Origin of the sequence: Hydrogenophaga sp. (genome assembly GCF_018780075.1) — a bacterium.
Taxonomy (GTDB): domain Bacteria; phylum Pseudomonadota; class Gammaproteobacteria; order Burkholderiales; family Burkholderiaceae_C; genus Hydrogenophaga.
On the sequence record NZ_JADMKB010000119.1, the window covers coordinates 1 to 23,301 of the forward strand.

Annotated in this window: 21 protein-coding genes and 1 tRNA gene; 18 read left to right on the forward strand and 4 right to left on the reverse strand. The window is 65.0% G+C overall.

What is annotated here, in order from left to right:
* From IV088_RS19580 to IV088_RS19590, 3 genes are all read left to right on the forward strand, one after another.
* A partial coding sequence (locus IV088_RS19580; protein WP_291105553.1) for an acyl-CoA carboxylase subunit beta occupies positions 1–1,094 on the forward strand: 1,094 nt, incomplete at its 5' end.
* A gap of 317 nt (positions 1,095–1,411) precedes the next feature.
* Positions 1,412–3,463: an acetyl/propionyl/methylcrotonyl-CoA carboxylase subunit alpha gene (locus IV088_RS19585; protein WP_291105554.1), complete on the forward strand. Its 2,052-nt coding sequence runs from the start codon at positions 1,412–1,414 to the stop codon at positions 3,461–3,463.
* Complete coding sequence (locus IV088_RS19590) at positions 3,460–3,951, forward strand: VOC family protein (protein ID WP_291105555.1); 492 nt, start codon at positions 3,460–3,462, stop codon at positions 3,949–3,951. Before IV088_RS19585 ends, IV088_RS19590 begins: the two co-directional genes overlap by 4 nt.
* A 72-nt stretch (positions 3,952–4,023) precedes the next feature.
* Here IV088_RS19590 and IV088_RS19595 read toward each other — a convergent pair whose 3' ends face one another.
* On the reverse strand, positions 4,024–4,401 hold the full coding sequence (locus IV088_RS19595) for a cupin domain-containing protein (protein ID WP_291105556.1): 378 nt from the start codon (positions 4,399–4,401) through the stop codon (positions 4,024–4,026).
* 127 nt (positions 4,402–4,528) lie between these two features.
* Here IV088_RS19595 and IV088_RS19600 point away from each other — a divergent pair, with 127 nt between their 5' ends.
* A complete protein-coding gene (locus IV088_RS19600) occupies positions 4,529–4,867 on the forward strand; it encodes a hypothetical protein (protein ID WP_291105557.1) in 339 nt (112 codons plus the stop codon).
* 84 nt (positions 4,868–4,951) lie between these two features.
* Positions 4,952–7,270 (forward strand): methyl-accepting chemotaxis protein, encoded by a 2,319-nt coding sequence (locus IV088_RS26365; protein WP_367171599.1) that lies wholly within the window; start codon positions 4,952–4,954, stop codon positions 7,268–7,270.
* Positions 7,271–7,282: 12 nt separating this feature from the next.
* Here IV088_RS26365 and rsxB read toward each other — a convergent pair whose 3' ends face one another.
* From rsxB to IV088_RS19620, 3 genes are all read right to left on the reverse strand, one after another.
* Positions 7,283–7,942: an electron transport complex subunit RsxB gene (gene rsxB / locus IV088_RS19610; RefSeq protein WP_291105558.1), complete on the reverse strand. Its 660-nt coding sequence runs from the start codon at positions 7,940–7,942 to the stop codon at positions 7,283–7,285.
* A gap of 46 nt (positions 7,943–7,988) precedes the next feature.
* A complete protein-coding gene (locus IV088_RS19615) occupies positions 7,989–9,473 on the reverse strand; it encodes a polyhydroxyalkanoate depolymerase (protein WP_291105559.1) in 1,485 nt (494 codons plus the stop codon).
* A 206-nt stretch (positions 9,474–9,679) separates the two neighbouring features.
* On the reverse strand, positions 9,680–10,876 hold the full coding sequence (locus tag IV088_RS19620; RefSeq protein WP_291105560.1) for an amino acid aminotransferase: 1,197 nt from the start codon (positions 10,874–10,876) through the stop codon (positions 9,680–9,682).
* A gap of 105 nt (positions 10,877–10,981) precedes the next feature.
* Between IV088_RS19620 and uvrB the strand changes: the two genes are divergently transcribed.
* The 13 genes from uvrB (at position 10,982) to IV088_RS19685 (ending at position 23,297) form a co-directional block, all read left to right on the forward strand.
* On the forward strand, positions 10,982–13,069 hold the full coding sequence (gene uvrB / locus IV088_RS19625; RefSeq protein ID WP_291105561.1) for an excinuclease ABC subunit UvrB: 2,088 nt from the start codon (positions 10,982–10,984) through the stop codon (positions 13,067–13,069).
* A 98-nt stretch (positions 13,070–13,167) separates the two neighbouring features.
* Positions 13,168–13,860: a response regulator transcription factor gene (locus IV088_RS19630; RefSeq protein WP_291105563.1), complete on the forward strand. Its 693-nt coding sequence runs from the start codon at positions 13,168–13,170 to the stop codon at positions 13,858–13,860.
* Positions 13,860–15,794: an ATP-binding protein gene (locus IV088_RS19635; protein WP_291105564.1), complete on the forward strand. Its 1,935-nt coding sequence runs from the start codon at positions 13,860–13,862 to the stop codon at positions 15,792–15,794. The genes IV088_RS19630 and IV088_RS19635 overlap by 1 nt, the downstream gene beginning before the upstream one ends.
* A 243-nt stretch (positions 15,795–16,037) precedes the next feature.
* Positions 16,038–16,571, forward strand: coding sequence for a Fe-S cluster assembly transcriptional regulator IscR (iscR, locus tag IV088_RS19640; RefSeq protein WP_291105566.1), 534 nt, complete (start codon positions 16,038–16,040; stop codon positions 16,569–16,571).
* Positions 16,572–16,653: 82 nt separating this feature from the next.
* Positions 16,654–17,871, forward strand: a complete 1,218-nt coding sequence (locus IV088_RS19645) for an IscS subfamily cysteine desulfurase (protein WP_291105568.1) — start codon at positions 16,654–16,656, stop codon at positions 17,869–17,871.
* A 12-nt stretch (positions 17,872–17,883) separates the two neighbouring features.
* Positions 17,884–18,270, forward strand: coding sequence for a Fe-S cluster assembly scaffold IscU (gene iscU / locus IV088_RS19650; RefSeq protein WP_077331347.1), 387 nt, complete (start codon positions 17,884–17,886; stop codon positions 18,268–18,270).
* 23 nt (positions 18,271–18,293) lie between these two features.
* Complete coding sequence (iscA, locus tag IV088_RS19655; protein WP_077331348.1) at positions 18,294–18,617, forward strand: iron-sulfur cluster assembly protein IscA; 324 nt, start codon at positions 18,294–18,296, stop codon at positions 18,615–18,617.
* Positions 18,618–18,682: 65 nt separating this feature from the next.
* A complete protein-coding gene (hscB, locus tag IV088_RS19660; RefSeq protein ID WP_291105569.1) occupies positions 18,683–19,201 on the forward strand; it encodes a Fe-S protein assembly co-chaperone HscB in 519 nt (172 codons plus the stop codon).
* Between the two features lie 53 nt (positions 19,202–19,254).
* Positions 19,255–21,138, forward strand: coding sequence for a Fe-S protein assembly chaperone HscA (gene hscA / locus IV088_RS19665; RefSeq protein ID WP_291105571.1), 1,884 nt, complete (start codon positions 19,255–19,257; stop codon positions 21,136–21,138).
* A 25-nt stretch (positions 21,139–21,163) separates the two neighbouring features.
* Entirely contained in the window at positions 21,164–21,502 is a 339-nt protein-coding gene (gene fdx, locus IV088_RS19670; RefSeq protein ID WP_291105572.1) for an ISC system 2Fe-2S type ferredoxin, read from the forward strand.
* 96 nt (positions 21,503–21,598) lie between these two features.
* Entirely contained in the window at positions 21,599–22,306 is a 708-nt protein-coding gene (gene dnaQ, locus IV088_RS19675; protein ID WP_291105574.1) for a DNA polymerase III subunit epsilon, read from the forward strand.
* 85 nt (positions 22,307–22,391) lie between these two features.
* A tRNA-Val gene (locus tag IV088_RS19680) sits at positions 22,392–22,466 on the forward strand.
* Between the two features lie 351 nt (positions 22,467–22,817).
* Positions 22,818–23,297 carry a hypothetical protein gene (locus IV088_RS19685; RefSeq protein ID WP_291105575.1) on the forward strand — a complete coding sequence of 160 codons (480 nt, stop codon included), beginning with the start codon at positions 22,818–22,820 and terminating at the stop codon, positions 23,295–23,297.
* Positions 23,298–23,301: the final 4 nt, after the last annotated feature.

Below are 23,301 nucleotides of genomic sequence, written 5' to 3' on the forward strand. Positions count from 1 at the left end.
TCCAGCGCAACGTGATGGCCAGTGGTGTGGTGCCGCAGATCAGCATGATCATGGGCCCCTCGGCCGGTGGCGCGGTGTATTCGCCCGCCATGACCGACTTCATCTTCATGGTCAAGGATTCGAGCTACATGTTCGTGACCGGTCCCGAGGTGGTGAAGACCGTGACGCACGAGGAAGTGACCGCCGAAGAACTGGGCGGCGCGGTGACGCACACCACCAAGAGCGGCGTGGCCGACCTCGCGTTCGAGAACGACGTGGAAGCGCTGTTGATGCTGCGCCGGCTCTACAACTACCTGCCGCTCAACAACCGCGAGAAGGCGCCGCTGCGCCCCAGCGGCGACCCGATCGACCGCATGGACCTGAGCCTCGACACCCTGGTGCCCGAGAACCCGAACAAGCCCTACGACATGAAGGAGCTGATCGTCAAAACCGTAGACGACGGCGACTTCTTCGAGCTGCAACCCGAGTACGCGAAGAACATCCTGATCGGCTTCGCCCGCATGGACGGCCAGACCGTGGGCATCGTGGCCAACCAGCCGCTGGTGCTGGCCGGCTGCCTGGACATCAAATCGAGCATCAAGGCCGCGCGCTTCGTGCGCTTCTGCGATGCGTTCAACATCCCGGTGGTGACGTTTGTGGACGTGCCCGGCTTCATGCCCGGCACCAGCCAGGAGTACGGCGGCATCATCAAGCATGGCGCCAAGCTGCTCTACGCCTACGCCGAGTGCACGGTGCCGAAGATCACCGTGATCACGCGCAAGGCCTACGGTGGCGCCTACGACGTGATGGCCTCCAAGCACCTGCGCGGCGACGTGAACTTCGCGTGGCCCAACGCCGAGATCGCGGTGATGGGCGCCAAGGGCGCGGTGGAGATCATCTTCCGCGAAGACAAGGGCGACCCGGCCAAGCTGGCCGCCAAGGAAGCCGAGTACAAGGCCCGCTTCGCCAACCCCTTCGTGGCTGGCGCGCGTGGCTTCATCGACGACGTGATCCTGCCGCACGAGACGCGCAAGCGCATCTGCCGTTCGCTGGTGATGTTGAAGGACAAGAAGCTGGAAAACCCGTGGCGCAAGCACGGGAACATTCCGCTGTGAGTTGGGTGAGGCTCGCGATGACCTTCTATCGCGCTGGATCGGGGTGCCCGAGCGTTTTGCTGCGTGTCCCCCGCCCTTCGGGCTCCTCCTTTACCTCCGCAAAACACTCAGACACCCCGATCCTGAGTGGTGGGCACTCCTCTGTTTCAAACCCAACCTCCTTCGCAGCAACGGGCACGGTGTGTCTGCCGCAGCGAAGTCAAGGAGGAGCCCGCAGGGCGGGGGACATGAGCGGAGGCAGATGCGCCGGGCCCGTTGCGGGCTCAGCCATGCATCACCCCAGAAACAACAAGCCTGTTCTCGTCTAGGAGACTGAAATGTTCACCAAAATTCTCATTGCCAATCGCGGCGAGATCGCCTGCCGCGTGATCGCCACCGCCAAGAAGATGGGCATCGCCACCGTGGCGGTGTATTCCGAAGCCGACAAGGAAGCGCGCCACGTGCAACTGGCCGACGAGGCTGTGTTGCTCGGCCCGGCACCCTCGCGCGAGTCCTACCTGGTGGCGGACAAGATCATTGCAGCGGCCAAGCAGACCGGCGCGCAGGCCATCCACCCCGGCTACGGCTTTCTGTCGGAAAACGAGGCCTTCGCCAAACGCTGTGAAGACGAAGGCATCGCCTTCATCGGCCCGCGCCATTTTTCCATCGCGGCCATGGGCGACAAGATCGCCTCCAAGAAGCTGGCCAACGAAGCCAAGGTCAACACCATCCCGGGCTGGAACGACGCCATCGAAACGGCCGAACGTGCGGTCGAGATCGCCAAGGACATCGGCTACCCCGTGATGATCAAGGCCTCGGCAGGCGGCGGAGGCAAGGGCCTGCGCGTGGCCTTCAACGACAAGGAAGCCTTCGAGGGCTTCACCAGCTGCCGCAACGAGGCCCGCAACAGCTTCGGCGACGACCGCGTCTTCATCGAAAAATACGTGCTGGAGCCCCGCCACATCGAGATCCAGGTGCTGGGCGATTCGCACGGCAACGTGATCTACCTGAACGAGCGCGAGTGCTCGATCCAGCGCCGCCACCAGAAGGTGATCGAGGAGGCGCCGTCGCCCTTCATCAGCGATGCCACGCGCAAGGCCATGGGCGAGCAGGCCGTGGCGCTGGCCAAGGCGGTGAAGTACCAGAGTGCCGGCACGGTCGAGTTCGTGGTCGGCAAAGACCAGGACTTCTATTTCCTGGAGATGAACACCCGCCTGCAGGTGGAGCACCCCGTCACCGAGTGCATCACCGGCGTCGATCTGGTGGAGCTGATGATCCGCGTGGCGGCCGGCGAGCAACTGCCGATCACGCAGGACCAGGTGCAACGCAATGGTTGGGCCATGGAGTGCCGCATCAACGCCGAAGACCCGTTCCGCAACTTCCTGCCGTCCACCGGCCGCCTGGTGCGCTTCCAGCCACCGGCGCAGACCATGCACCAGTCCAACACCGCCGACCTGTACGGCGTGCGCGTGGACACGGGCGTGGTTGATGGTGGCGAGATCCCGATGTTCTACGACTCGATGATCGCCAAGCTCATCGTGCACGGCAAGGACCGCAACGAGGCCATTGCCAAGATGCGCGAGGCGCTCAACGGCTTCGTGATCCGTGGCATCAGCAGCAACATCCCGTTCCAGGCCGCGCTGCTGGCCCACCCGAAGTTCGTGTCGGGTGACTTCAACACAGGCTTCATCGCAGAGCACTACGCCCATGGCTTCCGCGCCGAAGACGTGCCGCACGACGATGCCGATTTCCTCGTGGCGCTGGCGGCCTTCGTGCGCCGCAAGTCGCGCGAGCGCGCGGCCGGCCTGACCGGCCAGCTGCCGGGCTACGGCGTCAAGGTCGGGCACGATTTCAGCGTGATCACGCTGGGCGCGGGCGGCCAGAACCGCTACACCGACGTGCACGTGGACGAGGTGCTGGGCCAGCTCGGCTCGGCCGTGGTCACCATCGACGGCCATCGCTTCGAGATCAGCAGCCCCTCGCGCCTGAACGACATCTGCATCACCGGCGTGTGCAACGGCCAGCCGTTCACCGCGCAGGTGGAGCGCGGCACGCCACGCAACCCGCTGGCTTTGGTGGTGCAGCACAACGGCACGCGCATCGAGACCGTGGTGGTGTCGCGCCGCATGGCCGAATTGCACAGGATGATGCCCTTCAAGGCCGCGCCCGACATGAGCAAATACGTGCTCTCGCCCATGCCCGGCCTGCTGGTCGACGTGGCGGTGCAGGTGGGCCAGAAGGTGCAGGCCGGCGAGCGCGTGGCGGTGATCGAGGCCATGAAGATGGAAAACGTGCTGTTCGCGGCGGCCGACGGCATCGTGTCCAAAGTGCTGGCGTCCAAGGGCGAATCGCTCGTGGTCGATCAACCCATCGTGGAGTTTCAGAAATGAAGGGCACGCCACGTCCATTCAAGGTGCTGGGTGTCCAGCAGATTGCCATCGGTGGGCCCGACAAGCTGCGCCTGCAGACGCTGTGGGTGGACATGCTGGGTCTGGAGAAGACCGGCAGCTTCCAGAGCGAGCGCGAGAACGTGGACGAGGACATCTGCGCCATCGGCAGCGGCCCGTTCAAGGTCGAGGTCGATCTGATGCAGCCCATCGATCCCGACAAGAAACCGGCCGTGCACGCCACGCCGCTGAACCACATCGGTCTGTGGATCGACGACCTGCCGGTCGCGGTCGAGTGGCTGACGGCCAACGGCGTGCGCTTTGCGCCCGGCGGTATCCGCCAGGGCGCGGCGGGTTTTGACATCACCTTCTTGCACCCCAAGGCGAACGAGGCGTTCCCGATCGCGGGCGAGGGTGTGCTGATTGAACTGGTGCAGGCGCCGCCCGAGGTGGTGGCTGCCTTTGCGAAGCTGGCGGGAAGCCCGGCCTGAACGATTGACGGTGCCGAGGAGACAGGCCCTGCGGAGCTCGCGCCCGCAGGGCCATTTTTCTGCCCGCTGGGTTTACTCGCAGATCATGTAGGTCTTGGTGAGCTGCTCCAGCACCTCGAATTCGCCTTCGAATCCGGGCGGGATGTACAGCCCCTCGCCCGGCCCCATCTCTTCAAATCCGCCCCGCGCGTCGTGCACGCGGCAGTGCCCGCTGAGCACCGTGAACAGCTCGCGCTCGGTCGGCCCCATGGCGATGCGCCAGCGCCCGGGCTCGCAGCGCCACACGCCGCAAAACACCTGCCCGGCGGGCAGGCCTTCGTCCACCCGGTTCCAGGTTTCACGCAGCGGGTTGCCCCGGACGAGGCGTTCGGGTCGGGGGTGATCGGTCTCGGGCTGCCCGGCGGGCTGGGCATCCAGCCGGATGAGGCGGGTGGGGTGGGAACTGGACATCCCGGGATTGTGCCAAGGCGGTGGCGAGGGCCGGAGCAGGGCGGTTTTTCTGGTGTTGTTCGAGGGAATCGACAGCCCGGGGCTGGGTACGCTGGTGCCATTCCGTTCCAACACGCAGGACGCCACCATGGAAACGACGCCCCATCCCTCCAGTGCCACGCCGGGCCTCGCCCCGGTGGTGTCCCCGATCACGCAGGGTGACCACCGCTGGGCGCAACGCCCGCCGGTCTGGCGCGAACGTGAGCTCTCCCTGCATTGGCCGCAGGAATTGCTGGAAGCCTTCAGTCTTCGCATGGCCAGCCACGGCATGTCGATCAGCCGGGCGCTGATGTTGAGCGACAAGCGCTATGCGTTGAAACAGCTCGTTCACGCTCAAACCCTGTGCGACGAGTCCTTGCGCCTGATCTCGATGCAGCTGTTTCGCCATTTCGAGGCGCGACAGGCCGGCATCCCCGCGCTGCACTGAGCCGCGTCGGGTGGCACCGGGGGCTCAAGTGCGACCCTGTTGGTGTCGATAGACGTTTGTTGCAGTTTTTCTGGAGCCTTGCCCATGTCCCTTCTTCAACCCATGATGCCCGGCTTATGGCTGATGCGCCGCCTGCGCCTTCCCGTCAAGCTGGCTCTGCTGGCCATGGCGCTGGTGGTGCCGATGGTGGTGGTGTGTGTGCTGCTGGTGCAGCGCATCGGCGGCGACATCAACTTCACCGAGCGGGAGGTGCAAGGGTCCCGCAACATCGCGCGCCTGGCCGACCTGATCACAGCGGTTCAGACGCACCGTGGCCAAACCCACATGCTGCTGTCGGGCAACGCCACGGTTCGCCCCGCGCTCGACAAGACGCGCACCGAGCTGCAAGCCGCGCTGTCGGCGGTGGGCGCCGAACTCGACCGGCGCCCGGACTTCGAGGTGGCCGCCGAATGGAAGGCCCTGGCCAGCCGCCTGGAGCAGCTCCCTGCGACCGAGCAGGTGCCGGCACCGGCGTCTTTTCAAGCCCACACCGCCCTGATCGACGAACTGCGGCGGCTGGTCTACACAATGGGCGAGCGCTCCAGCCTGCTGTTTGATCCCGACCCGGCCAGCTATTTCCTGATGGACATGGTGGTTTCCCGCACCGTGCCCTGGAGTGAGCTGATCGGGCGCCTGCGTGGCCAGGGGGCCGGTCAGCTGAGCCTGCCCCAGCCAGAGCCTGAGGCCATGGCCCGCCTGCGCCTGCAGCTCGACAGCTTGCAGGCCGACGCCCTGGACCACCGCTTTTCGATGGGGTTTGCCGAACGCTACGGTCAGCACGACCTGCAAGGCGAATCCGCGCTGAAGGGCAGCGAGACTTTCATTGAGCAGGCGCGACGGGCCCTGGACAGCCCGGGCTCGGTGACGAGCCCCGCCTACTTTGAAGCCGGCACCGCCGCGATCGGGGCTGTGCGCACCTACCAGACGGCGGTGCTGCAGCGGCTGGACACCTTGCTGGACGCCCGGCTGGGGTCCCTGCGCACCCAGCGCCAGGTGGTCATGGGCGTGGCGCTGCTGGGCATGGGCGCTTTGACGTACCTGCTGGTCTCTTTTTACATGAGCTTCGTGGTCGACTTCCGCCATGTGAGCAGCGTGATGGCTCAGACCGCCCAAGGCAACCTGCGGGCCCACGTGCTGGTGCGGGGCAGCGATGAGTTGGCCGACCTCGCGGCGCAGCTGGAGAACATGATCGGCAACCTGTCAGGCATGGTCGCCGAGGTTCGCAGCAATTCGGCGCTGGTGGCCTACGCGGGCAAGAGCCTGGTGGCGGGCAACCGCGATCTGGCCGACCGCACCGAGCAACAGGCCGCCAACCTGGAACAGACCGCGGCCAGCGTGCAGGAGCTGTCCAGCACCGTGCACCAGAACGCCGAGACCGCCGTCAATTCCGACGCCCAGGCGGCCCGCGTGCGCGACGTGGCGGAAGCGGGCGCCCAGGCCATGGTGCGCGCGGTGGACTCGGTCGAAGGCATCCAGAAGAGCGCGCAGCAGATGAACGAGATCATCGGCGTGATCGACAGCCTGGCGTTTCAGACCAACATCCTGGCGCTCAACGCGGCGGTGGAAGCGGCGCGCGCCGGCGAACAGGGCAGGGGGTTTGCCGTGGTGGCGAGCGAGGTGCGCAGCCTGGCGCAGCGCTCGGCCGCCTCGTCGCGCGAGATCCGTGAACTGATCCAGGCCTCGGGGGCGCAGGTGTCGGCCAGCGTGGCGCAGATGCGCGCGGCCGGCGCCAACATGACCGAGATCGTCAACGGGGTGCGCGGGGTGGCGGCCAACATGTCGCTGATCTCGGCCGCGAGCGCCGAACAGAGCAGCGGCCTGAGCGAAATCTCGACCGCCGTCGGCCAACTGGACGAAATCACCCAGCGCAACGCCCAGATGGTGGAGCGCGCGGTGCAGCAGGCCACCCAGCTGGAAGGTCGCGCGGCCACCCTGGCGCAGGCGGTGTCGTCGTTCATGCTGCAGCAAGGGGCGGCCGAAGAGGCCATGCAACTGGTGCAGCAGGCGCTGGCGCTGCGGGCGCAGTCGGGTCGCGAAGGCTTTCTGCGCGACATCACCGATCCGGCCCGGGCCTTTCACGACCGCGACATGTATGTGTTTGCGCTCGACCGCCTCGGCAGCTACCGGGCCTTCGGTGGCCGGCCCGACAAGGTGGGTGGCCGGGTGCAGGACATCCCCGGCGTGGACGGCGCGTCGCTGCTGGAATCCATCGTCGCGCAGGCCGAGCTGGAACCGGGCTGGGTGGAGTACGACATCACCAACCCGCAGAGCGGCACCATCCAGACCAAGATGTCTTACGTGTCCAAGGTGGACGACCTGTACGTGGGTTGCGGTGTCTACAAGTCGCTGAGCGTGGCGGCCTGACGGCGCCGGGGCTCAGGCCGCAGCGTCCCGTTTGGCGCGGGCGCGGGCCAGGGCGGCTTCGATCACCGAGCGCTTTTTGTCGAGCACGGCAGGGTCGGTGTGCTGCGAATGGGCCGCCAGATCGGCCAGCTTCATCCGGGCCTTGGCTTCCTGGCGCTGGTCGTGTTCGAGCTGCTCGCGCGCCAGGCGCGCCGTGCGCTGCTGGTAACGTTCGCGGCCCTGCGCCGCCTGGGCCGTGGTCCAGGCCTGCCAGCCGGTGCGTTCGCCGCTCACCACCTCCAGTGAAATGCAGTCCACCGGGCAGACCGGCAGGCAGAGCTCGCAGCCCGTGCAACAGGGCTCGATGACGGTGTGCATGAGCTTGTTGCTGCCGACGATGGCGTCGGTCGGACAGGCCTTGATGCACAGCGTGCAGCCGATGCACCAGTCTTCGTCGATGACCGCCAGAGTCAGCGGGCCTTCGATGCCGTTGGCGGGGTTGAGCAGGGTGACGGGCTGGCCGGTGAGGGCCGCGAGCCGCTCGATGCCCTCTTGGCCGCCGGGCGGGCACTGGTTGATGCCGGCCTCGCCGGCGGCGACGGCCTCGGCGTACCGGGCGCAGTCCGGGTAGCCGCAGCGCGTGCATTGCGTTTGCGGCAAGGCGGCGTCGATGCGCCGGGCGAGTTCGTTCATGAAGCCAATATACCGGGGAGCGGGTCGCTCCCCGGGGTCTGCACCATCAGGCTGCGGATGCCTTGCCTTTGACGGGTGCCTTGGCCACGGGTTTGGATGCGGCTTTGCTGGCCACCACGGCCTTGACGGCAGCCTTGACCACAGGTTTGGCGGCCCCTTTGGGGGTTGCCTTTTTGGCCACAGACTTCACCGCCACCACGGACTGGCGCGCAGGGCGCGCTGCCGGTGCGGCCACCACCGCAGGGGTCGCGACGGCCGTCGCCGCTTTGGGCTGGTGCGCCAGGATGAAGGTCTTGACCACCGGGTACACCATCTCGCGCCAACGGCGGCCGCTGAAAATGCCGTAGTGGCCCGCGCCCTTGGCTTCGTAGTGCATCTGGTGCGTCTTGGGGATGCTGGTGCACAGGTCGTGCGCCGCGGCCGTCTGGCCCGAGCCCGAGATGTCGTCCAGCTCACCTTCCACGGTCAGCAGACCGGTGGTGGCAATGTCTTCGGGGCGCACGCGTTCGACCTTGCCGGCCTCGTTCCTGACGTCCCAGGTGCCATTGACCAGCTTGAAGTCCTGGAAGACGGTCTCGATGGTTTCGAGGTAGTAGTCGGCGTCCATGTCGAGCACGGCGTTGTACTCGTCGTAGAACTTGCGGTGGCTCTCGACGCTGGAGTTGTCGCCTTTGACCAGGTCCTTGAAGTAGTCGTAATGGCTGGTGGCGTGGCGGTCAGGATTCATGGCCACGAAGCCGGTGTGCTGCAGGAAGCCGGGGTAGACGCGGCGGCCTGCGCCCGGGAAGTTGCTCGGCACCCGGTAGATCACGTTGTTCTCAAACCAGCTGTGGCTGCGCTGCGTGGCCAGGTTGTTCACCGCGGTGGGCGATTTGCTGGCGTCGATGGGGCCACCCATCATGGTCATGGACAGCGGCGTGGTTTCGCCCCGGCTGGCCATCAGCGACACGGCGGCCAGCACCGGCACGGTGGGCTGGCACACGCTCATCACGTGGCAGTTGCCGTAGTTCTTCTGCAGGTAGCGGATGAACTCCTGCACGTAGTTCACATAGTCGTCGAGGTGGAACTCACCCTCGGACAGCGGCACCAGACGTGCGTTTTTCCAGTCGGTGATGTAGACCTTGTGGTCTTTCAGCATGGTGCGGACGGTGTCGCGCAGCAGGGTGGCGTAGTGGCCCGAGAGCGGGGCCACGATCAGCACCACCGGCTGACCCTTGAGCTTGCCCAGGGTGGCGGAGTCGTCGGTGAAGCGCTTGAAGCGGCGCAGTTCGCAGAACGGTTTGTCGATCTCGATGCGCTCGAAGATCGCCACGTCCACCCCGTCCACGTCGGCGGTGGTGATGCCGAACACCGGCTTTTCGTAGTCCTTGCCCAGGCGGTGCATGAGGTCGTAGCCTGCTGCCACCCGCTGCGCCAGCGGCATCTGTGCCAACGGCAGCGCAGGGTTGTTGTAGAGCTTGGCGGCGACCTCGGCCAGGTCCGCGAACGGCTCCATCATGGAGCGCTGGGTTTCGTAAATCTGGTACAGCATGGGGGAATAAATGGTTATGTTGCAGTGCAATATAGCAGCATGTTGCAGCGCCCGTAACGGTGGAAACACCTAATTTCCCGGGGCTTTTGTCACCTTCGTGAAAGAATGACCAGGGCGTTTCCACCCCTCTCAGGGTGATCCCCCGGGATGGGCGCCACCAAACAAAAAGCCGCTCAGGAGCGGCTTTTTGTTTGGAAAGGGTTGGTTCAGATCACCTTGGCGATGGCCTGGCAGACGTAGTCAATGTTCTTGCTGTTGAGCGCGGCCACGCACATGCGGCCGGTGTCGGTGCCGTAGACGCCGAACTCGCTGCGCAGGCGCACCATCTGGTCCTTGGACAGGCCGGAGTAGCTGAACATGCCGATCTGGGTGGTGATGAAGCTCATGTCCTGCTTCACACCGGCAGCCTTGAGGCCGTCCACCAGCTTCTGGCGCATGGCCTTGATGCGCACGCGCATCTCGCCCAGTTCTTTCTCCCACAGGGCGCGCAGCTCGGGGTTGTTCAGCACCGCGGCGACCACGGCACCACCGTGGATCGGCGGGTTGGAGTAGTTGGTGCGGATGACGATCTTGAGCTGAGACAGCACGCGGTCGCATTCTTCCTTGCTTTCGCAGACCACCGACAGGGCGCCCACGCGCTCGCCGTACAGGCTGAAGCTCTTGGAGAAGCTGGTGGACACAAAGAAGGTCAGGCCGGCGGCCACGAACTTGCCGATCACGGCGCCGTCTTCGGCGATGCCGTAACCGAAACCCTGGTAGGCCATGTCGAGGAAGGGGGTCAGGCCCCGGGCCTTGACCACCGCGATCACCTGGTCCCAATGGGCGGGGGGGATGTCGTAGCCGGTGGGGTTGTGGCAGCAGGCGTGCAGCAGCACGATGGTGCCGGGCGCTGCGGCGTTCAGGCTGGCCAGCATGCCCTCGAAGTTCACGCCGCGCTGCTCGGCGTCGTAGTAGGCGTAGGTGTCCACGGTGAAGCCGGCGCTGGTGAACAGGGCACGGTGGTTCTCCCAGCTGGGGTCGGAGATCAGCACGGTGGCGTTGGGGCTGACCTTCTTCAGGAAGTCGGCGCCGATCTTCAGGCCGCCCGTGCCGCCGATGCCTTGCACCGTGGCCACGCGGCCGCTCTTGACGACGTCGCTGTCTGCACCAAAGACCAGGCCCTTGACGGCCGCGTCGTAAGCGACGATGCCGTCGATGGGCAGGTAGCCACGGGCGGTGGGCTTCTCCATCATGGTTTTCTCGGCGGCCTGCACGCACTGCAGCAGGGGCAGCTTGCCGTTGTCGTCGAAGTACACGCCAACGCCGAGGTTGACCTTGTTGGGGTTGGTGTCGGCGGCGAACTGTTCGTTCAGACCCAGGATGGGGTCGCGGGGGGCCATTTCGACGGCGGTGAACAAAGACATGAAGATCCTTTGGAAGTTGTCAGTAGCGTGATTTCCGGGGCTCGGTTAGCCTTGCAGGTTGTCCAAGATTTTACCCGGCCCCTACCCGGGCCAGCCGAGCGCTCCATGCCAAAAATTGCAGAAGTCATGCCGGAGATACCCAGTGGGGAGTTCATCCGCTTTCCTGGTTCGCCGTTCGAGCTCTTCATGCCCTATCCGCCGGCGGGCGACCAGCCCACCGCCATCGCGCAACTGGTCGAGGGTGTGAACGACGGTGAGGTGTTCCAGACCCTGCTGGGCGTGACCGGTTCGGGCAAGACTTTCACCATGGCCAACGTGATCGCCCGTCTGGGACGTCCGGCCATCGTGTTCGCGCCCAACAAGACGCTGGCCGCGCAGCTGTACAGCGAGTTCCGCGAATTCTTCCCCAAGAACGCGGTCGAGTACTTCGTCAGCTACTACGACTATTACCAGCCCGAGGCCTACGTGCCGCAACGCGACCTGTTCATCGAGAAGGACAGCGCGATCAACGAGCACATCGAGCAGATGCGCCTCTCCTGCACCAAGAGCATCCTGGAGCGGCGCGACGTGGTGATCGTGGCCACCGTCTCGGCCATCTACGGCATCGGCAAGCCCGAGAGCTACCACCAGATGGTGATGCTGCTGCGCGTGGGTGACAAGATCGGCCAGCGCGACCTCATCGCGCAACTGGTGCGCATGCAATACGCGCGCAACGAGCAAGATTTTTCGCGCGGCAAGTTCCGCGTGCGCGGCGACACGATTGACGTGTTCCCGGCCGAACACAGTGAGATGGCGATCCGCATCGAGCTGTTCGACGACGAGATCGAAACCCTGCAGCTGTTCGACCCGCTCACCGGCAAGGTGCGGCAGAAGATCCCGCGCTTCACCGTCTACCCCAGCAGCCACTACGTGACGCCGCGCGAGCAGGTGCTCAGCGCGGTCGAGGCGATCAAGCTCGAGCTGGCCGACCGGCTCAAGGAGCTGGTGGGCATGGGCAAGCTGGTGGAGGCGCAGCGGCTGGAGCAGCGCACCCGCTTCGACCTGGAAATGCTCAGCGAGGTCGGCCACTGCAAGGGCATCGAGAACTACTCACGCCACCTCTCGGGCAGCCTGCCGGGCGAGCCGCCGTCCACACTGACCGACTACCTGCCCAAGGACGCGATGATGTTCCTGGACGAGAGCCACGTGCTCATGGGCCAGTTCGGCGGCATGTACAACGGCGACCGCGCGCGCAAGACCACGCTGGTGGAGTACGGTTTCCGCCTGCCCAGCGCGCTGGACAACCGGCCGCTCAAACTCGAAGAATTTGAGCAGCGCATGCGCCAGGTGGTGTTCGTTTCGGCCACGCCGGCCGACTACGAGAAGACCCATTCGGGTCAGGTGGTCGAGCAGCTGGTGCGCCCCACTGGCCTGGTGGACCCGGAGGTGGAGGTGCGCCCGGCCTCCCACCAGGTGGACGACGTGTTGCAGGAAATTCGCATCCGCGTGGAGAAGAACGAGCGCGTGCTCATCACCACACTGACCAAGCGCATGGCCGAGCAGCTGACCGATTACCTGACGGAAAACGGGGTCAAGGTGCGCTACCTGCACAGCGACGTGGACACGGTGGAGCGCGTGGAAATCCTGCGTGACCTGCGGCTGGGCGCGTTCGACGTGCTGGTCGGCATCAACCTGCTGCGCGAGGGCATCGACATCCCCGAGGTGTCGCTGGTGGCGATCCTGGACGCCGACAAGGAGGGCTTCCTGCGCTCCGAGCGCAGCCTGATCCAGACCATTGGCCGCGCGGCGCGCAACCTGAGCGGCCGCGCCATCCTGTACGCCGACCGCACCACCGATTCGATGGCGCGGGCCATTGGCGAAACCGAGCGCCGCCGCAACAAGCAGATCGCGCACAACCTGGCCATGGGCATCACGCCCAAGGCGCTGAACAAGCGCATCAAGGACCTGATCGACGGCGTCTACAGCGAAAAGGCCGGCAAGGAAGCCGACCGCCTGGCCGCCGAGAGCGCGCAGCGTGCCAGCGTGGAAGACATGAGCGAGAAGGATGTGGCGCGCGAGATCAAGCGGCTGGAGAAGCTGATGCTGGAACACGCGCGCAACCTCGAGTTCGAGAAGGCGGCGGGGGTGCGCGACCAGCTGGCGCACCTCAAGGCCCAGCTGTTTGGCGCTTCGGGGCGGGATCAGCTGGCCTGAGGTTCTGCCGCACAATCGGGGGCACAGCGCCCACGCCGGGGCCGGCCAACTGAGCCGGGTCGTGGGTCCATCTCCCATAAGAAGACGCCATTCCACCCATGTCAGTTCTGCCTGAGCCGAGCGAGTTGCACGCCACGGACGGTGCCACGCGCATCTACCTGATCGAAGACGATCCCGCCATCGTGCAGTTTGTCCAGCGGGCGCTGGTGTCGCGTCCACCGTGGCGCCTGGTGGGTCACTCGGGCAGCGTGGATCACGCGCGCCAGCACGCCCTGGCGGGCGGCGCCAATGTGTTCCTGGTGGACCTCGGGCTGCCGGATGGGCATGGCGAGCAGCTTTTGCGCTGGCTGTCGCATGAACGGCCCGATGCCGAGTTGCTGGTGTTCACGGTGTTCGGTGGCGAGTCGAGTTTGGTGGCCGCATTGCAAGCCGGTGCCACCGGATACGTTCTGAAAGGCTGCCGGTCGGAGGAGTTGATCGCTGCGATCGAGCAGATCCGCGAGGGTGGAGCCCCCATTTCGCCGCTGCTGGCTCGAATGCTGCTGAAGCAGTTCCGGGTGGCCCCGGATGCGCCAGCGCCCTCGATGGTCTTTCACGAGGTGCTGTTGTCCGAGCGCGAGACCGAGGTGCTCAAGCTGGTGGCCCAGGGCTACGTGAACAAGGAGATCGCCCAGCGCTTGAGCATCTCCCCCGCCACGGTGGGCTCGCACATCAAAAACCTGTACCGCAAGCTTGCGGTCCACAGCCGTGTGCAGGTGGTCCGGGTGGCGCAGGAGCGTGGGTTGCTGTGATGCCGGCGAGTGGCCTGACCCGCCGGATACTGGCCACGCCAGCCTATCTGTGGGCCGGGGTGCTGGTGCTGGCGCTTTTCCTCGCCCTGCTGTGGGTGTCTCGCACCGGGCCGGTCGACGGTGCTTACGCGATCCGTCAGGCACGGGTCGCCCACACCCAGTCGGGTGTCGACCTGCACACCATGGTGAGCTTGCCGCATGTGTGGGACGACCAGACGCCACCCTGGCATGGTGAGGCCCGCTACCGGCTGGACTGGCCCGCCAGCCTGGGCACCGAACGCCCGCTCGCGTTGTTGTTGCCCCGCGTGGGCGCGCGCTACCGCGTGTGGCTGAACGGACACGAGGTGACCGACCGTTTCTGGACGCGGCCTGGCTTTGTCGACACCTCGCTGGTGCCGCACCTGGTGCCGTTGCCCAAGGCATGGCTCGCTGCCCATCCCGGTGCCAACCAGCTGGACATTGAGGTGAAGGGGCAACCGCTGCGCAAGAGCGGGCTCTCCATCGTCCATCTCGGCGATGCAGACGCCTTGAACCAGCGCTACGAGCAGCTCATGTGGTGGCAGGTGTACGCCACGTGGATGGTGGCGGCCTGTTCGCTCATGGTGGGCCTGATGTCGCTGCTGATGTGGCTGCAGACCCGCGAGCGCATGTTCGGCCTCCTCGTGGGCGCGACGTTCGCCTGGACCGTGCGCCTGGCGCTGACGCCCATGGAGACGCCACCCATGACGTTCGAGGTCTGGTACTACCTCCACAAGCTGTCCTTCACCGTTTACTGCGGCTGTCTGTACCTGTTCATGTGGGACCTGTTCGAATACCGGCAGGGCTACATCCGCAACTTCGTCCGTGGTTTGCTCGTGGTGGGGCCGGTGTGGCTGGCGGTCACGGTCTATTTCAACCAGTACGACATGTACCGACTCTGGATGGGCGTCATCACCGCCACATCCGCGGTGGCACTTGTGAAGCTCTTTCATCGTGCCCGCTGGGGATTGGACTCCAACCAGCGCCTCATGGTGCTGGTGGGCGCGGCCACCATGGCCACCGGCGTGCGTGATTTTGCGGTGGTCAACATGGGCGCGCCCGGTGATGCCGACATCCGGTGGATGAACGTGGGCTCGCTGATGCTGCTGTATGCCCTGGGCTGGGTGCTGGTGCGGCGCACCGCTTCGTCGATGGAGCAGGTGGGTCGCCTGAACGCTGAACTGGCCCAGAAGGTGAGTGAGCGCGAGAGCGAGTTGCACCGCCTGTTCGAACGCCTGCGCCTCGTGGAGAGCCAGCGGGTGCTGGAAGGTGAACGCCGGCGCCTCACGCGGGACATGCACGACGGCCTGGGCAGCCAGCTGGTGCAGGCGCTGAACGTGGTCCGCAGCAGCGGCGGCGGGCAGGTAGACAGCGCGGCGGTCGCCTCGATGCTCGATCACGCGCTGGAAGACCTGCGCATGACGCTGGACTCGCTGGAGCCGATGGAAGGCGATTTGCCCACCATCCTGGGGACCCTGCGCCAGCGCATCGCGCCCGCGCTTCAGGCGGCGCGCATCGACCTCGACTGGCAGGTGCAGGACGTGCCCGCCATTCCCGGTCTGGAGGCGCAAGGTGTGCTTCACGTGTTCCGCTGCCTGCAGGAGGTGTTTGCCAACATCGTGAAGCATGCCCAGGCCAGCCGCGTGACGGTGCGCACGCGGGAGGTCGATGGGCATGTCGAGCTCAGTGTCCGTGACGACGGCGTGGGCATGGGGGCGCTGCCCGAAGGGGCTTTCAGGGATGGTGGACGGGGGATCGGCCACATCCGCCTGCGTGCCGCCGAACTGGGGGTGCAGGTTCACTTTGCCGGGGCCAACCCGGGCACCTGTGTGCGCTTCCTGTTTCCCGTGCAGCGCCCTCCATTGGATGGTTTCTCGTCATCAACCAGGGAACCGGGATCGGCGAACTTGCTCTGACCTTCGGGGTGGGCAGGGACCCGCCGGTCCATCCGGGTAAGACCCAGTAAGACCCAGTAAGACCCAGTAAGACCCAGCGAATTACTGGGGTATGGGGTATACTCGATAAAAACAGTCGGATAACAGTTTGACGATGCAACTGCACTCGATGCAGTTGGGGTGGGTGGAGAAGCCGCTGGCCAGGAGACCGGGTGTTTCAGCCAGTCATTCACAACGACCAAGCCTCACGAACAGGAGCCTCACATGCGCCTCACGACCAAAGGCCGCTTCGCGGTCACCGCCATGATCGACTTGGCCCTGCGCCAGAACAACGGCCCCGTCACCCTGGCCGCCATCAGCCAGCGCCAGCAGATTTCGCTCTCCTATCTGGAACAGCTGTTCGGCAAGCTGCGCCGCCACGAGCTGGTGGAATCCACCCGTGGACCGGGCGGCGGCTACACCCTCGGGCGCAAGGCGTCCGACATCACCGTCGCCGACATCATCGTGTCGGTGGATGAGCCGATCGACGCCACACAATGCGGCGGCAAGGAAAACTGTCTGGGTGAAGGCAACCGTTGCATGACCCACGAGCTGTGGGCTGCGTTGAACGCCAAGATGGTGGATTTTCTCGATTCCGTGTCCCTGCAGTCGCTGGTGGATGAGCAGCTGGCCAAGGGCGTGGTGGTGGAAAATGCCCCCATGATCAAACGCGCCATTTCCAGTGCGCCGGTGGTCAAGCCGATTCGGGTCAATGCACCCAACTCGGTGTTTGCCCTCGGTAACGCATTCTCCAAATAACGGGTGAAGCGGCTCGCGAGCGCCCTCTGGCGCTGTCGGACCGCGACCTCCAACGCCCAGCCAGCCCCTTTCTTTGCCAGCCATGAGCACACCACACTTTCCCATCTACATGGACTACAGCGCCACGAATCCCTGCGATCCGCGGGTGGTGGACGCCATGATTCCCTGGTTGCGCGAGCATTTCGGCAACCCGGCCTCGCGCAGCCACGCCTGGGGTTGGGAAGCTGAAAAAGCCGTCGAGACCGCCCGCGAGCAGGTGGCTGCGCTCATCAACGCCGACCCGCGCGAAATCGTCTGGACCAGTGGCGCGACCGAGTCCAACAACCTGGCGCTCAAGGGCGCCGCGCAGTTCTACAAGACCAAGGGCAAGCACCTCATCACCGTCAAGACCGAGCACAAGGCCGTGCTTGACACCATGCGCGAGTTGGAGCGCCAGGGGTTTGAGGTGACTTACCTGGATGTGCAGGCCGATGGCTTGCTGAATCTGGACGTTTTCAAGGCCGCGATCCGCCCCGACACCATCCTGGCTTCGGTCATGTTCGTGAACAACGAGATCGGCGTCATCCAGGACATCGCCGCCCTCGGCGCCATTTGCCGCGAGAAGGGTGTGATCTTCCACGTGGATGCGGCCCAGGCCACCGGTCGTGTGGACATCGATCTGCAAACGCTGCCGGTCGATCTGATGAGCCTGACCAGCCACAAGACCTACGGCCCCAAGGGCATCGGGGCACTTTACGTGCGTCGCAAGCCACGCATCCGCATCGAGGCGCAGATGCACGGCGGTGGCCACGAGCGCGGGATGCGCTCGGGCACGCTGCCCACCCACCAGTGCGTGGGCATGGGCGAGGCCTACCGCATCGCCAAGGAAGAGATGCACGCCGAAAACGTGCGCATCCGCGCGCTGCACGACCGCATGCTGGCGGGTCTGAAAGACGTGGAAGAGGTGTTCATCAACGGCCACGAGACCCAGCGCGTGCCGCACAACCTGAACATGAGCTTCAACTACGTCGAAGGCGAGTCGCTGATCATGGGCATCAAGGGCCTGGCGGTGTCGTCGGGTTCGGCCTGCACCTCGGCCAGCCTGGAGCCCAGCTACGTGTTGCGCGCCCTTGGCCGCAGCGACGAACTGGCCCACAGCAGCCTGCGCATGACGATCGGCCGCTGGACGACCGAAGAAGAGATCGATTACGCGATCGGCACCATCAAGGAAAACGTGGCGAAGCTGCGTGAGTTGTCCCCCCTGTGGGAAATGTTCAAAGACGGCATTGATATCTCGACGATTCAATGGGCCGCACACTGAAGGAGAAAGACCATGGCTTATTCTGAAAAGGTCGTTGACCATTACGAAAACCCCCGCAATGTCGGCTCGTTCGACAAAGGCGATGAGTCCGTCGGCACCGGCATGGTGGGTGCGCCCGCCTGCGGTGACGTGATGAAGCTGCAGATCAAGGTGAACCCCACCACCGGGGTGATCGAAGACGCGCGTTTCAAGACCTACGGCTGTGGTTCGGCCATCGCCTCCAGCTCGCTCGTGACCGAGTGGGTCAAGGGCAAGACGCTGGACCAGGCGGCCGCGCTGAAGAACAGCGAGATCGCCGAAGAGTTGGCGCTGCCGCCCGTGAAAATCCACTGCTCCATCCTGGCCGAAGACGCCATCAAGGCGGCGGTGGACGACTACCGCAAAAAGCACCTGAACTGATTCACGCCCGGTCCATCGACACCATGTCCATCTCGATCTCAGAAGCCGCAGCCCGCCACGTCACCCGTTACATCGCCAAACGCGGCAAGGGTGTGGGTGTTCGCCTGGGCGTCAAGACCACTGGCTGCTCAGGCCTGGCCTACAAGCTGGAGTACGCCGACGAGATCGCGCCGGAAGACGTGGTGTTCGAGGACAACGGCGTCAAGGTGCTGGTGGACCCGAAAAGCCTGGCCTACATCGACGGCACGCAGCTGGACTTTGTGCGCGAAGGCCTCAACGAGGGCTTCCGCTTCAACAACCCCAACGAGCGCGACCGTTGTGGCTGTGGCGAGAGTTTCCGTATCTGATACTGTTGCCGGACCAACCACTTGCGGCCGCCAGTGCGTCACGTGCTGGCGGCTTTTTAACGCCCATGAACCTGCTGTCCAATGATTTTGAGATCTTCGGTATTGCGCCCGCGTTTGCGCTGGACCGCGATGCCCTGGATGCGCGCTGGAAAGACCTGCAGCGTGAGGCCCATCCGGACCGTTTCGCCTCGGCCGATGCACAGGCCCAGCGCCAGGCCATGCAGTGGTCGGTGCGCATCAACGAGGCTTACCAGCGCCTGAAGGACCCGCTCAAGCGTGCGGCCTACCTGTGCGAACTCAACGGCGCACCGATCCAGGCCGAGAACAACACCGCCATGCCGGCCGCGTTCCTGATGCAGCAGATGCAGTGGCGCGAAGACCTGGAAGACGCCCGCGACGGTGCCGCACTCGAGCGCATGGCCGACGACGTGGCTGCCGCACGCGGCCGCATGCTGCTGGATTTGCAGCAGGTGGCGGATGTGCAGCGCGACTTCCCCGCACTGGCCGGGCAGGTCAGAGCCCTTATGTTTGTAGAGCGCTTTGCCCGCGACGTTGAAAACCGGCTCGATCAGCTGGGACAATAGAAGGCTGCGCTCCGCATCCGACCGATTTCCAGCTCCACTGACACCCCGCGCCCATGGCACTCCTGCAGATTTCCGAACCCGGCCAGTCCCTTGATCCGCACCAGCGCCGGGTGGCGGTGGGCATCGACCTGGGCACCACACATTCGCTGGTGGCGGCGGTGCGCCATGGCGTGTCCGAGTGCCTGCCGTCGGCGGATGGCCGAGTGATCTTGCCGAGCGTGGTGCGTTACCTCGATCCCGCCCAAGGCGGCGCCGGCCGGCAAATCGGCTTTGATGCGCTGGCCGCGCAGGTCGGCGATCCGGCGAACACGGTCAGTTCTGTCAAGCGCCTGATGGGTCGCACGCGGGCCCAGGTGGTTGATGCGGACAAGCTGCCGTACTCGGTGGTGGACGACAACGGCATGGCCGTGGTCGACACCGTGGCAGGGCTCAAGACGCCCATGGAAGTGAGCGCCGAGATCCTGGCCACGCTGCGTTTTCGCGCCGAAGACAGCTTTGACGACGAACTGTTCGGTGCGGTGATCACCGTGCCCGCGTACTTCGACGACGCGCAGCGCCAGGCCACCAAAGACGCGGCGCAGCTGGCCGGCATCAACGTGCTGCGGCTGATCAACGAGCCCACGGCCGCGGCCATCGCCTACGGTCTGGACAATGGCTCGGAAGGCATTTACGCGATCTACGACCTCGGTGGTGGCACTTTCGACATCTCCATCCTGCGCCTGACGCGCGGCGTGTTCGAGGTCATGGCCACCGGCGGCGACTCCGCGCTGGGCGGCGACGATTACGACCAGGCGCTGGCGGCCTGGGTGCTGGCGCAGCAGGGCGTGGCCCATGTGCCCACCGCGTCCGAACGCGCGGGTCTGCACGCCGAGGCCCGCCGCTGCAAGGAGGCCTTGTCCAGCGTGAAAGCGGGCGATGACGGCGTCGTGTTCGAGGCCATGGTGGACGGCCAGACGCTGCGCCAGACCGTGACCCCTGCCGAGTTCGAAGCCTGCACCGCCGGCCTGACCGCCCGCACCATGACCGCCTTGCGCAAGGTGCTGCGCGATGCCGGTATCGGCAAAGACGAGGTCAAAGGCGTGGTGATGGTGGGTGGCTCCACCCGCATGCCGGTGATCCGGCGCACCGTGGGCGAGTTCTTCGGTCAGGAACCGCTGACCAACCTGAACCCCGACGAGGTGGTGGCGCTCGGCGCCGCGATCCAGGCCAACGCGCTCGCGGGCAACAGCCGTGACGGTGACCTGCTGCTGCTGGATGTGATTCCGCTCTCGCTCGGCATCGAGACCATGGGCGGCCTGGTCGAGCGCATCGTGCCGCGCAACAGCCCCATCCCCACCGCGCTGGCGCAGGATTTCACCACTTACCAGGACGGCCAGACCGCGCTGGCGCTGCACGTGGTGCAGGGTGAGCGCGACCTGGTGGCCGACTGCCGCAGCCTCGCGCGCTTCACGCTGCGCGGCATCCCGCCCATGGCGGCGGGTGCGGCCCGCATCCGCGTGAGCTTCACGGTCGATGCCGATGGCCTGTTGTCGGTGAGTGCCAAAGAGCAGGGCAGCGGCGTGGAAACCAGGATCGATGTCAAGCCGTCCTACGGCTTGTCGGACGAGCAGATCGCGTCGATGCTGCAAGACAGCTTCGCCACCGCACAACAAGACATGGCCGCCCGCGCGCTGGTCGAGGCCCGGGTGGACGCCGACCGCATGATCGCGGCGACCCGCAGCGCCCTGGCCGCCGACGGGGACCTGCTGGACCCCGCCGAGCGCGAAGCCATCCATGTGCTGATGAACCAACTCGCTGAGGTTGCGACCGGTGCCGAGGCCGCTGTGATCGAGGCAGCGACCGCGGCCCTTGCCAAAGGCACCGAAGCGTTCGCCGCCATGCGCATGAACCGGGGTATCCAGCACGCCCTGGCCGGCAAGCGGCTGGAAGAAGTCTGAGACGCACCCAAGGCCCAGGAAACCCATGCCCATCATCAAGATATTGCCCCACCCCGAATACTGCCCACAAGGCACCCAGGTCAGCGCGCCCGCTGGCACCTCCATCTGCGAAGCCCTGCTGGAGAACAACATTTCGATCGAGCATGCCTGTGACATGGTGTGTGCCTGCACCACCTGCCACGTCATCGTGCGCGAGGGCTACAACAGCCTCAACGACCTCGACGAGAACGAAGAAGACATGCTTGACCGCGCCTGGGGCCTGGAGCCGCAGTCCCGCTTGTCGTGCCAGGCCATCCTGGCGCAGCAGGACGTGACGATCGAAATCCCGAAGTATTCGATCAACCACGCCAAAGAGAATCATTGATCCCCACGCTTCGCCGCTTCGTGGGTCGCTGCCTCCAGTGGGGCTGATCCGGCGAGGGGCGGCCCGGCGGTGGATCACCATTGATGCGAGAAAGCCATGAGACAAATTGTTCTGGACACGGAAACCACCGGCCTGTCGGCCGACAACGGCGATCGCATCATTGAGATCGGCTGCGTCGAGTTGTTCAATCGCAAGCTCACCGGCAACAACCTGCACTTCTACGTCAACCCCGAGCGCGACAGCCACGAAGACGCGCTCAAGGTGCACGGCATCAGCAACGAGTTCCTGCGCGACAAACCGAAGTTCGCGCAGATTGCGGACGAGGTGCTGTCCTACCTCAAAGATGCCGAACTCATCATCCACAACGCGCCGTTCGACATCAGCTTCCTGAACAAGGAGCTGGAGCGCTTGAAGCGCCCGCCCATGAAGGCGCACGTGGCGGGCGTGATCGACACGCTGGTGATGGCCAAGGAGATGTTCCCGGGCAAGCGCAACGGCCTCGATGCCCTGTGTGACCGCCTGGAGGTGGACAACTCCGGCCGCACCTTGCACGGCGCCTTGCTGGACGCCGAGTTGCTGGCCGATGTGTACATCAACATGACGCGCGGTCAGGACGCGCTGCTGATGGACGTGGGCACCACCGAGGTGGCCGGCGAGGTGTCGGTGCAGGTGGATCTCAGCCAGGTGGCGTTGCCGGTGCTGCGGGCCAATGAGCAGGAGGTCGGTGCACACGAGGTCGCGCTGGCGGACATCGACAAGGCCTGCAAAGGCAAAACACTCTGGCGGCGGCTCGAAACCGCATGAGTTGCACAGAGATTCAGAAATACGAGAAAAACAGGCTATAATCTGAGGCTTCCGAATGATCGGATCGAAAGAATACAGATCATTTGGGCGGTTAGCTCAGTGGTAGAGCACTGCCTTCACACGGCAGGGGTCGCAGGTTCGAACCCTGCACCGCCCACCAAAATTGTCATATGTGACAACGCTTTACGCCACCTTCGGGTGGCGTAGTCGTTTCTGGTGGGGAAAAAGTGGGGAAAACATGCCTTCGCTGGACCCGCATACATCCAGTTCGCTGTTCGGTGATACAACTGAGTCAGCGTGTGACGGGCTCGGCGGCGGGTCAGCCATGCCAAGTTGCCTGAGGTGAGTGGCAATGCCTACAAGTGCTATTCAGCTACGGACTTTGGAATTGGATTCTACGGGACTTGCTGATACAACTTGCCACCCATAAAGCCTTTAAAAATCAACACCTTGCGTCCAAAGTGGTCTCAGGCCGTCCCAGCCCAAACTGACACCAGAGCAACCGCGGACTATGGCAAAAGATCTACTTTCGGCAGCAGCGGCGGCCATCCAATCGCTCGATGGTAGCGCCTTCGTGACCCTACACAGCCTCTTAGATCGTGGCGGTGCACTGCAGGCGCGCAAGCTGGCCAACGGCGCCGTGCAGCTCTATTGGCGGTATTCGTTTGCCGGCAAAACCAGCCGCGAACCCATCGGGATCTACGACCCGACGGCACCGCCCAAGAAGCTGCAGCCGACCGTGCGTGGATACGGCATTGTTGCCGTGCTAGAAAAGTGCAGGGCGCTGGCCGAGGTGCATGTCGAACTTGCCGACACGGGCGAGCTGCAGGAGGCCAAGGCCAAGACACGAAAAGCCTTCCTCGCCAAGAAGTCGGAAGTGACCGAGAAATCCACGCGCGCAGGGTCGTCGCAGCCACGTGGATGCGCAAGGGATTTTTCAGAAGCATGTAACTCAAGCGTGGCCGTAGGTGGCTCATGCGCCAGCGGTTGACCTC